Source organism: Brevibacillus sp. FW306-2-1A-C05A (genome assembly GCF_058781555.1).
Window position 1 is genome coordinate 116056 of record NZ_JBYSWV010000006.1, and the last position, 9622, is coordinate 125677.

12 protein-coding genes and 3 pseudogenes are annotated in these 9622 nt (G+C 53.7%); 8 read left to right on the forward strand and 7 right to left on the reverse strand.

All coding sequences use genetic code 11. The annotated features are described in order from the left end of the window. Positions 1–71 precede the first annotated feature (71 nt). Both AC3WJN_RS07215 and AC3WJN_RS07220 read left to right on the forward strand, forming a co-directional pair. Positions 72–1253: a pyridoxal phosphate-dependent aminotransferase gene (locus AC3WJN_RS07215; RefSeq protein WP_005828518.1), complete on the forward strand. Its 1182-nt coding sequence runs from the start codon at positions 72–74 to the stop codon at positions 1251–1253. Between the two features lie 343 nt (positions 1254–1596). Further along, a complete protein-coding gene (locus AC3WJN_RS07220) occupies positions 1597–2067 on the forward strand; it encodes a hypothetical protein (RefSeq protein WP_005828520.1) in 471 nt (156 codons plus the stop codon). A 38-nt stretch (positions 2068–2105) separates the two neighbouring features. Here the strand turns inward: AC3WJN_RS07220 and AC3WJN_RS07225 are convergent, their stop codons facing one another. From AC3WJN_RS07225 to AC3WJN_RS07235, 3 genes and pseudogenes are all read right to left on the reverse strand, one after another. Continuing rightward, entirely contained in the window at positions 2106–2600 is a 495-nt protein-coding gene (locus AC3WJN_RS07225; RefSeq protein WP_005828522.1) for a LysR family transcriptional regulator substrate-binding protein, read from the reverse strand. Continuing rightward, a pseudogene (locus AC3WJN_RS07230) lies at positions 2542–2721 on the reverse strand (LysR substrate-binding domain-containing protein); the annotation flags it as partial. The pseudogene AC3WJN_RS07230 and the gene AC3WJN_RS07225, both read right to left, overlap by 59 nt. A gap of 178 nt (positions 2722–2899) precedes the next feature. Beyond that, a pseudogene (locus tag AC3WJN_RS07235) lies at positions 2900–3022 on the reverse strand (LysR family transcriptional regulator); the annotation flags it as partial. A 155-nt stretch (positions 3023–3177) separates the two neighbouring features. Here AC3WJN_RS07235 and AC3WJN_RS07240 point away from each other — a divergent pair. From AC3WJN_RS07240 to AC3WJN_RS07255, 4 genes and pseudogenes are all read left to right on the forward strand, one after another. Beyond that, positions 3178–3396, forward strand: a complete 219-nt coding sequence (locus AC3WJN_RS07240; protein WP_007783161.1) for a hypothetical protein — start codon at positions 3178–3180, stop codon at positions 3394–3396. Then, positions 3369–3910 (forward strand): annotated as a pseudogene (locus AC3WJN_RS07245) (ABC transporter ATP-binding protein). The gene AC3WJN_RS07240 and the pseudogene AC3WJN_RS07245 overlap by 28 nt, the downstream one beginning before the upstream one ends. A 14-nt stretch (positions 3911–3924) precedes the next feature. Continuing rightward, entirely contained in the window at positions 3925–4293 is a 369-nt protein-coding gene (locus tag AC3WJN_RS07250; protein WP_007783166.1) for a hypothetical protein, read from the forward strand. Between the two features lie 144 nt (positions 4294–4437). Continuing rightward, positions 4438–5643, forward strand: coding sequence for an aminotransferase-like domain-containing protein (locus AC3WJN_RS07255; RefSeq protein ID WP_005828106.1), 1206 nt, complete (start codon positions 4438–4440; stop codon positions 5641–5643). Positions 5644–5832: 189 nt separating this feature from the next. Here AC3WJN_RS07255 and AC3WJN_RS07260 read toward each other — a convergent pair whose 3' ends face one another. The 3 genes from AC3WJN_RS07260 to AC3WJN_RS07270 form a co-directional block, all read right to left on the reverse strand. Then, the gene (locus tag AC3WJN_RS07260; RefSeq protein WP_007783170.1) at positions 5833–6651 is read right to left on the reverse strand and encodes an alpha/beta fold hydrolase; all 819 of its coding nucleotides are present in this window, start codon (positions 6649–6651) and stop codon (positions 5833–5835) included. A gap of 270 nt (positions 6652–6921) precedes the next feature. Next, a complete protein-coding gene (locus tag AC3WJN_RS07265) occupies positions 6922–7770 on the reverse strand; it encodes a family 1 encapsulin nanocompartment shell protein (protein ID WP_007783173.1) in 849 nt (282 codons plus the stop codon). A 36-nt stretch (positions 7771–7806) separates the two neighbouring features. After that, positions 7807–8424, reverse strand: a complete 618-nt coding sequence (locus AC3WJN_RS07270; protein ID WP_007783174.1) for an IMEF encapsulin system ferritin-like cargo protein — start codon at positions 8422–8424, stop codon at positions 7807–7809. A gap of 321 nt (positions 8425–8745) precedes the next feature. Between AC3WJN_RS07270 and AC3WJN_RS07275 the strand changes: the two genes are divergently transcribed. Then, positions 8746–9027, forward strand: coding sequence for a DUF2325 domain-containing protein (locus AC3WJN_RS07275; protein ID WP_005828113.1), 282 nt, complete (start codon positions 8746–8748; stop codon positions 9025–9027). 62 nt (positions 9028–9089) lie between these two features. Beyond that, the gene (locus tag AC3WJN_RS07280) at positions 9090–9236 is read left to right on the forward strand and encodes a hypothetical protein (protein ID WP_007783177.1); all 147 of its coding nucleotides are present in this window, start codon (positions 9090–9092) and stop codon (positions 9234–9236) included. A 47-nt stretch (positions 9237–9283) separates the two neighbouring features. Here AC3WJN_RS07280 and AC3WJN_RS07285 read toward each other — a convergent pair. Next, a partial coding sequence (locus tag AC3WJN_RS07285) for a S1C family serine protease (protein ID WP_492329232.1) occupies positions 9284–9622 on the reverse strand: 339 nt, incomplete at its 5' end.

Genomic DNA, 9622 nt, shown 5'->3' on the forward strand with positions numbered 1-9622 from the left:
CCCCCTTTTTCTGTACGGAAAGAGGGGGTTTTTGCTGTACATTGGCCTAAAAAGAAAGGAACTGAAGACAGATGCGCATCCAACCTTCCGACATGATTGATCGGCTCCCGACCCAGTTTTTTGCGACATTGGTGGCAAAAGTAAACAAAGTCATCGCTTGTGGGCATGACGTCATTAATCTGGGCCAAGGAAACCCGGACCTGCCTACGCCGCCGCACATTGTGGAAGAGCTGAAGGCACAGGCAGAAAATCCGCTGCATCACAAATACCCGCCATTTTCCGGCCGACTGGAGCTGAAGCAGGCAGTCGCGCACTGGTACAAGCAACAATTTGACGTGGACCTCGACCCGGAGGAAGAGGTGGCGATCCTGTTCGGAAGCAAAACCGGCCTCGTGGAAATTTGCCAGGTGCTGATGAACGCAGGCGATGTGGCACTCGTACCGGACCCTGGCTACCCGGATTACTGGTCCGGCGTAGCGGTCGTAAACGGCCGGATGTCGATGATGCCGCTGACGGCCGAAAATCAGTTTTTGCCTGACTACAGCAAAATCCCGCAAGCCGATTTGGACCGCGCCAAGCTGATGTTTTTGAACTATCCGAATAACCCGACAGCGGTGAACGCCCCGTTTGAATTTTACGAGGAAACCGTCCAGTTTGCGCGCAAGCACGAGATCGTCGTCTGCCACGACTTCGCGTACGGCGCGATCAGCTACGACGGCAAAAAGCCTGTCAGCTTCATGCAGGTGCCGGGGGCAAAAGAGGTGGGCGTGGAGTTTTACACGTTGTCCAAAACGTACAATATGGCCGGCTGGCGCGTAGGCGCGATGGTCGGCAATCGCGAGCTGGTAAGGCTCATCAATCTGATTCAGGACCATTACTTCGTCAGCCTGTTTGGAGCGGTCCAAATGGCCGCAGCCAAAGCGATGACAGACTCGCAGCAGTGCGTCCGCGATCTGGTAGCCGTCTACGAAGGCCGCCGCAATGCGCTGTTCTCCAATCTGCACCGCATCGGCTGGCAGGCCCCGCCATCGCAAGGCTCGTTTTTCGCCTGGCTCCCCGTCCCGGCTGGCTTTACTTCGGTGGAGTTCTCGGATTTGCTGCTGGAAAAAGCACATGTAGTCGTCGCACCAGGCGTCGGCTTCGGCCCAAGCGGCGAAGGCTACGTTCGCGCCGCCCTGCTGTCGGACGAACAACGCCTGGCCGAAGCGGTTCAGCGGATCGAACAGTTGGGGCTTTTTGCGAAAACGAAGTAAGTAGGAGAGCGGGTGACCACACTTCCTGGGGGTGGGGAGTGTGGTTTTGTTTTTGGGGGCTGCGTTGCGTGAGACTGCCGGGGGTGCGTTGGTCGGTTGCTCGCGTATCTCAGGATCATCCATGTTTCCCCATGTTGACCTGCGCTTGTCTGCGTTGCCCCCTTGCCCGCGCCGTCCACTGCCCACGCTTTATCACCTGCTTGTCAATCCATTACCAGTCGAACCCCCCTCCCGCACCATAAGACGTGCAGTAGTAATAAAAATCATTCTCATCGTTGACAGATAATGATTTTCATTATACGATGTTAATGATAATTGATCTCATCAGGAGCGGGAGGGTACTATGCGCTATCAGATTAACGGTTACACTGACATGTACACGGTGATCGCCAACGAGCGGAAGATCGGTGGAGCCATTGAAGCAGCTCAAGTTCGACTGCGCACAGGAGAGGTTTTCACCAATGTGGTTCTCACTCGTTTGGAAATGTCAGGTGCGCATTTTTGCTCGATCGGCTTCGTGACAGAAGAAGGCAAGCGGCTGATTGTGCATGTGGACGACATCAGCATGATCGCAGACGCGCGCCACGTCAATGTATGTGAGCTTGCCAATGAATGCATGCGGGCTGAAAAGTGCGCAGAGCGCCTGAAACGCCTGAAGCGTCTCTGTGAACTGAACGAAGGAAGCTGTACGCCTACCTTCCAGGAAGAAGCGCTGCTTTTGGCAGAAGACATCGGGCTGGAGGAAGCGCGTTCTTATGTGGATTTGTCCTTCCTGCCGCAAGTGGAAAAAAAGCGGGTTGTCCGCATCGCGTAGAGTGTTCCCATCGAATTACATATTCGCCCCTTTCCCTTTTACAGCGGAGAGGGGCTTTTTGCGTCTGGTAGGCGGCGGTGCTGCAAAAAACGGATGAAGCTGGTCACCGGATAAGGCAAGAGGTCATCCTGACGATAGACGAGGCAAATATGTCTGCGGTTGACGTAGCCAGGCAGCTCGCGAATGACCAGCTCGCCCGTTTCGCCTTCGCGCACGACGCTGCGATAGGGGAGGATGCTGACGCCCATATTGTGCTTCGTCGCTTCCTTGATCGTCTCGATCGCCCCAAGCTCCATGCGCACTTGCCAGCGCAACTGGTTTTCCTGGGCCCAGCGTTCGGCCAGCTCGCGGGAGGTGGAGCCGGCTTCGTGGATGAGGAACGGCTCGGATTGCAAATCGGCCAGTTCGATTGTCTTTTTTTTGCGCCAGCGGATTTTGCGGAGAGAGAACCAGACGCAGCTCGTCCGCCAGCAGCGGAATGACGTGCAAGCCTTCCTGGGGCTGCATGGACAGCGAAACAATAGCCAGATCAATTTCGAAGTCGCGCAGCAGCTCCATGAGCGGCCGCGCTTTTTTTACGGTCAAAATCGGCAGGACATGCGGGTACTCCGCCTGGAATGCGGCGAGATAAGGGGGGGAGAAAGTAGGTGGCAGGCGTGTAGCTCGCCCCGATTTTCAGCGTGCCTCTGCCGCCGTGACGAAACTCCTCCATGATCTGCCCGGCTTCTGTCAGCAAGGTGGACACTCTTCTGGCATACGGCAACAAAGCATTCCCCGCTTCGGTCAGCCGAAAATGCCGCGGCTGCTTGTAGAACAGCTCCACACCGAGGGCGGTTTCCAGCTTTTTAAGGTGAAAGCTGACGGTTGGCTGCTTGATCCCCAGCGCCTCGGCAGCTTCCGTCAACGACTTGCACTGGGCGGCTACAGCGAACACACGCAATTGCTGAATATTCACCGGATCGCTCCCTTCCGCCCTCAGTATAGATATTCTCTATGGATCTATCAATAAACATAGACTCTATTTAACACAAGCTTAGCATCCGGTTTACTTTCCCCTCACACAAATCGCGTACAGTTGTCGGTAGGAAATGAAATGGGAGGGAAATCGGAATGACCAGGAAAAATCGGCAACAAAAATGGACAGTAGCATCGCTGCTCGTCTCCACTACCTTGCTTTTTGCGGGATGCGGACAAGGCACTTCCCCATCGACGGCGACTTACGCAGCGGCTTCGACCTTGGTGGGCGGCGGTTTCGTTGTGCTGCTCATCGTCATCGTCGAGCTGTTGTTTCAGCCGAAAAAATGGAAAGCAGGGAGAGAACAAGCTTGAAGCCGATTTTGGAAGTGCGAGGCGTACAAAAATCGTTTGGCAGCTATGCCGCTTTGCGCGGAATCAACCTGGCCGTGCGCAGCGGAGAAATCATCAGCGTCCTGGGACCATCCGGCTGCGGGAAATCTACGCTCTTGCAAGTAATCGCCGGACTGACCCGGCAGATGCCGGAGAGGTGCTGCTGAGAGGGGAACAGGTGGCGTCGCCCTCGCGGCTGGTCCCCCCGGAAAAGCGCAATCTCAACATGGTGTTTCAGGATTACGCCCTGTGGCCGCACATGAGCGTCTACGCCAATATCGCGTACGGACTCCAGCGCAAAAAAATGAAAGCAGATTTGATTCAGGCCAAAATCGCCGAACTGGTCAAGCTGTTGCGCCTGGAAGGGCTGGAGCAACGCTTGCCGCCGCAGCTTTCAGGCGGTCAGCAGCAGCAGCGCTGCGCGGAAATCTGGAGCAATGGCTGCTCGATCAGCATGAAAAGGAAGAGCAAACGGCTGGCGAAAAATCATGGCTGAAGTTTGCCGCCGGATTGCCGCACTACATCGAGCACGGGCCGTACTTGTTCGTACACGCGGGTATCCGCCCGGGAATTGCGCTCGCTTCCCAGCAGCCTTACGATCTGCTCGCGATCAGGGAAGAGTTTTGGCACAGTGCGGCGCAGTTCGAGCGAGTGATTGTATTCGGGCACACGCCCACACATCGGATGGGAGCCGCACCGGGGGAAATCTGGATACGGCCAGACCGAATCGGCATTGATACCGGAGCGAAGCACGGACTTCGTTTGACGCTGGTGGATTTGACCTGTCGCAAGAGCTATTCTTGCTCGACCAAAGAAAAAGGGACGTACACGGATTTTCGCATGGCGGCATGGGGTAAAAATGAAGGTTGCGAAAACTAGGGAGCAGCGCTGATGCAAGCAGCAGCTTCGATCGAACAATCGCTCGACATAGTCAAAACCTATCTGCTCATAGCTAGCGGGGATTGGACTTTGCCTGGCGTCAGTGATAAAACAAGAATAAGCAAAATCAAGGGGGAACGGAACATGGAGTACTCATTTTCAAAATCAGTTGACGCATTATCCTCCTCGGCTGTCCGGGAAATCTTGAAGCTGACCCAAGGCAATCAAGTGCTCTCGCTCGCAGGTGGACTGCCAGCCGAGGATTCTTTTCCTATCGCAGCTATGCGCGAAGCTTTCAATCGGGCATTCGATCTGGGGGCCAAATCTTTGCAGTACGGTTTGACTGACGGATACATTCCGCTTCGCGAGTGGGTTGCCTCACGGATGAAGCAAAAACATATGAACGTAGGCCTGGACAATATGCTGCTGACCACCGGCTCCCAGCAGGCCGTCGACTTACTGTGTCGAGTCTATTTGGACGAAGGCGACGTCGTGCTGGTAGAAAATCCAACGTATCTGGCTGCGGTCCAATTGTTCCAATTTCGGGGGATTCGCACCATTCCGGTGCAAGGGGACGCAGAAGGGATGGATCTGGACGATCTCGCGCAAAAAATCGCCCAGTATCGCCCGAAAATGGTCTATGTCATTCCGACTTTTGCGAATCCGACCGGGAAAGTATGGAGCCTGGAACGTCGCCAAGGCTTGCTCGCCCAGTGCAAAGCGAACGACATTCTCATTCTGGAGGACGATCCGTATGGCGAAATCCAGTTTGACGGAGAAGCTCCGTACCGTTCCATTTTCTCGCTCGATGAGCACCCGACAGATTCCTGTGTCGTGTACACGAGCACGTTTTCCAAAATCGTCGCGCCTGGTCTGCGGACCGGCTGGGCTATCGGCGACAAGCGCGTCATCCAGATGATGGTCAAGGCGAAGCAAGCCGTCGACTTGCAATCCAGCACGATCGACCAGATCGCGCTCCATGAACTGCTCTCCCAATTCGATCTGGAAGGCCACATCGAAAAAATCCGCGCTTCCTACAAGGAGCGGATGGAGTGGATGAACGAGCTGCTGCTCGCCCAAAACTGGGAAGGCGTCCGCTGGGAGAAGCCAAGGGGAGGCATGTTCCTCTGGGTGAATTTGCCCGAGCATGTGGACGCGGAAAAACTGCTGGCCCGCTCTGTGCAAGAAGGCGTGGCATTCGTCCCGGGCAAGCCGTTTTACGCAGATGAGCCGCAACACAATACGATGCGCCTGAACTACACGCTGCTCAACCGGGAAGACACTCAACTGGCAATTTCCAGACTTGGCAAAGCATTTACAGCATACAGTCAAAGCCTGGTGACACAGTAGCAGCGTCTTTCGCCCGCGAAACCGTTTCGCGAACGACAAGAAAGCTCTGCCCAAAAAGACAATCATGCCAAAAAAACTGGCTGGTTGTCTTTTTTTGTTTCTGATGTTCCGCAAATGAAAGGGCCAGCCCCGCAGCCCCCGGCTTCGCCAAACGCAACGCCATGGCGAAGCCAAAGCTTCCGGGAACGGCTAGACAGCCAGCTCCCTCTCCACCCGATCCAGCCACTCGTGCACCAGCTCGGTAAACAGCGCTGGCTGCTCGATTTGCAGGTTGTGTCCCGCGCAGTCGAGAACGGCAAAGGAGCTGCGCGGATAGTGAGGCAGCAAGCTCCAAGCGTCCTGGTAGCCGACGATGTGGTCTTGCTTGCCCACGACAAACAGGCTCGGATGGGAAAAAGGCTGCGTGTCGAGCGGGAAGGAGAAGCCGTACGACGTTTTCAGTCTTTCCAAAAAGGGGAAGTTCGCGATGTGGTATCCGCTCATAATCTCTGTTTTGTAACGCTCCCATGTTTCATTCGTCGCCACGACGGCCATGGACGCAAACTCGGTGCGCTCCGTCTCGGTCAGCTTGTCCCACAGCAGTTTGTCTTCCACGAGAAGCGCTTTTTCCGGCAAGGTGCGCAATTTCATTTGCGGAATGACGCTCGGGCAGATGAAAAGAGCGCCTTTTACTTGTTCTCTGCGCTTTTCGATCACGCCCCTGGCCAAAAAACCTCCGTAAGACTCTCCTGCAAGAAGAAAGGGCTTGCCGGACAACTCCCGATCTATCCAGTGCAGGACGGCCTCCAGCATGTCATCCGTGTTTTGCACGCTGTCGTAATTTTGCGTCTTTCCCATGCCTGGCAAGTCAATATACAGGCGGCGGAAGCCTTCGCGCTCCGCGAAAACAGGCTCCATGCAGCCTTGCATAATGCGGTGGTCGAGGGAAAAGCCGTGAAGCATCACAATCGGAAAGCCGGAACCGAGTTGTTCCTGATAAAACTGGACATGGTGAAGCGAATGACTCATAAAAACACCTCTTCCGAATAAGTTCAAGTCGAAGTATTTTGTTAGGGAACATTTGTTCTTATTATAATCTCATTTCTGGAAAAAGCAAGAGGAAGATTTGCAATATTTTTCCTGAAAAGACTGTCCCAGCTCCCCCACAAAAAAGTGCCCATCGACGGTAAAGTCAAATGGACACGTTTTTTGCAGATGAAATGGCACTGTGAGCGATGAACTTCACAGGCGGCTGTCTGACTGAGCCACAAGCCGACTCAAGCCAAGCCAGGCCGTTTTTTATTCTTCGGTTTCTTCCAGCGTGCAAATCGCGCTAGGGCGCTTGATGCGCAGCACGACGCACTCGTAAACGCGGAACAGGCTGTTCATTTGCTCGTCTCCGAGGAAAGCGGAGTCGAAGTCTTCCGCAATCGCCAGGTCCAGGTTGTGACGGCCCGTTGCCACCAGCACGCCGGAGCGGCCTTTGATGGTTGGCGATTGGTACACGCCGTCTGTGACGAGGTTGCGCACATGCTCGATCTCCAGCACGTTGGTGCCTTTGTGCACACGGTGCAGCAAGGAGTACAGCTCTGGAGACACAACGAGGGCATAAGGGCCGCTGTGGCCCATTTTCAAGAGCTTGTTGCGCGCTTCCACGATATCCGCGAACGCGTTGCCGGACTCCATCCAGTCGCTTTTCAGGTGAGTGAGGCGGCCTTTTACATTCATCAGGCCCGGCAGATCGAATTCAGCCGCTCCGTTGAAAATCAGGTCGTCTTCCATCAGGGCGCAGCCGGCAGCCGCGTTTGCAGCAGCACTCATGTCGAGCGGCATGCCGAGTGTGCGCGCTTGCGCCACGTCGCGCCAGTAGAGCATGAAGTCTTTGTACAAAATCGGAATCGTCATGCTCACACGGCGGCTAGGCTGTGTCATTTCCAGCGATTCGCCGCGCAGGGAGAGACCGCCAAAGCGGGACTCGTCGTACACGTCGTTCGTAATCGTCTGGATGCCTTCTCCGAGCGGACCGTAAATATCAATGAAACGACGTCCCACGAGTTGACGGCGCGCCATGTCGATTACAGTGGCATCCAACTGGCTCCATTCATCTTTCGTCAAAGGAGAGTCAGGGTATTTGCGAAGCTTGTCCATAGCGTAACCTCCAGGTCATATAAGATGGTTGTTTCCTTACAGTCCTTTCAGACTTCCTACTGTAAGCCCCTTTTTGCCGGAAATGTTGCCGGAAACGGCATGGGCAGGAGCGGAATGCTTGATGACAGAAGCAACACCGTGAGCAGCGGAAGCCGAAGCTTTCAGGTGATCCACCTGATGGATGTCGTGTCCCTCGTCGTGGTCAGTCAGATCGGGATGGGACCCGTCCGAAAAACGCTCGCTCAACGCGGCCATGATTTCTTTCACCTGCAAGTAGTCGGCGTGGGTTTTTTCGCGCATGCCGTCCAGAGTCTGGCGAGTTTCGTCATCTTGAAACTCGTACAGGGAAAGCTCCAGGTGCTCGCGGAAGTTATGCAGGCCAAAACGCTCCAGGTTCACATCTGACAGCATTTGCGAAAGCTCGCGGTCGCTCAGCTCGGCAAGCGTTTCTTTTTCGGACACTTTTTCCAGGTAAGGAACCAGTTCCTGGAGTCGTCCCATGCGCTGTTCTTCTTCTTCCAAAATGTGATGGTAGTACAAGCGTGTATGCTCGTCCTGGGCAGCGTCGATAATCGGCTGGATGATTCCCATAAAACGATTGATGTACCCTCTGGTTCGATCAAAAATGGCGTGCAGTTGTGTAATTTCTTGCACCCTCCGCCACCTCCTCATTCACGATCTATTTGTTCATTATACAGTTGGAAAAATGAACCGGGCAATACATATGTAGATATTCGGCGTTTTCTGTTCATATCTGGCGTTTTTTACGGGCAATGGCGAGTGAGACCTGTGGAGCAGCAAGGAGCTGTTAACAGTAGTTTTATATTTTTACAAAAAAGTTATCATGGAGAGTATTGTCAAAGCTAAATGGGAATGATAATATTTATCAATAAGAGTGATATTCATTATCAATTAGAAAAACAGAGAAACAGAACATACATTTTACACTCACTCAATTTAAGGAGGAAAACAGTTATGTCATCCATTTTAGTTATCGGCGGAGATCGCCTCGGTAATATCGTCGACTTGTTGCACGGGCAAGGATTCAAGGACATCCATCACGTGACAGGTCGCAAAAGCTCCCAAACAGGCGTGAAAATCCCTGCAGGCATCCACATGATTCTGGTGCTGACTGACTTCGTGAACCACAATCTGGCGAAGACAGTGAAAAACCAGGCGAAGGACCGCGAGCTGCCGATCGTATTCTGCAAGCGTTCGTGTTCCGCGATTGCCAAAGCTTTCGATCTGACCGCGTAAATACATACCCGTTCAGGTGGACAGACTACTTCGTGAGTCTGATACCAACGGAGGAATGGCGTATGGAACAAAACCGTTTGAACGAACTGCCTATTGCGCAACTGACGGCCGTGCAGTTGCAACAATTGAAAGAGGCAGAGGAACAAATCAATTCCGAAGGTCAAAAAGTATATTTGATCGCATTTGAAAAACAATCCCCGTCATCCTAGACGGGGTTTTTTCTTTTCCCATACTTTTTTGCTGGGCAGTTGCTTCTTTATTTAAAGACGTACTGCTCCAGTTGCGCTTTCAGGGCGTCAATGCCGATGGCAAAGCCCAAACATTGGCTGGATTGAATGATAAAGGCATTGAGCCCCACAACCTCGCCGTTCAGGTTGATGAGTGGCCCACCACTGTTGCCGGGGTTGATGGCGGCATCGGTCTGGAAAATTTCTTCGTACATTCGCTTGGCAACCTGAAGGCGGCGGTTTTTGGCGCTGATGATTCCGGCAGTTACAGAGTTTTCCAATCCAAGTGGAGAACCGACACTGATGACCCATTCACCAACCTTGGTATGAGAAGAGTTGCCGAGCGGCAAAGGGTAAAGCTTGCAGTC

What these genes read in the sequence shown, in the direction of transcription:
- AC3WJN_RS07215 (WP_005828518.1), top strand. Translation starts at nt 72, where the DNA reads ATGCGCATCCAACCTTCCGACATGATTGATCGGCTCCCGACCCAGTTT.
- AC3WJN_RS07220 (WP_005828520.1), top strand. Translation starts at nt 1,597, where the DNA reads ATGCGCTATCAGATTAACGGTTACACTGACATGTACACGGTGATCGCC.
- AC3WJN_RS07240 (WP_007783161.1), top strand. Translation starts at nt 3,178, where the DNA reads ATGACCAGGAAAAATCGGCAACAAAAATGGACAGTAGCATCGCTGCTC.
- AC3WJN_RS07255 (WP_005828106.1), top strand. Translation starts at nt 4,438, where the DNA reads ATGGAGTACTCATTTTCAAAATCAGTTGACGCATTATCCTCCTCGGCT.
- AC3WJN_RS07260 (WP_007783170.1), bottom strand. Translation starts at nt 6,651, where the DNA reads ATGAGTCATTCGCTTCACCATGTCCAGTTTTATCAGGAACAACTCGGT.
- AC3WJN_RS07265 (WP_007783173.1), bottom strand. Translation starts at nt 7,770, where the DNA reads ATGGACAAGCTTCGCAAATACCCTGACTCTCCTTTGACGAAAGATGAA.
- AC3WJN_RS07275 (WP_005828113.1), top strand. Translation starts at nt 8,746, where the DNA reads ATGTCATCCATTTTAGTTATCGGCGGAGATCGCCTCGGTAATATCGTC.
- AC3WJN_RS07280 (WP_007783177.1), top strand. Translation starts at nt 9,090, where the DNA reads ATGGAACAAAACCGTTTGAACGAACTGCCTATTGCGCAACTGACGGCC.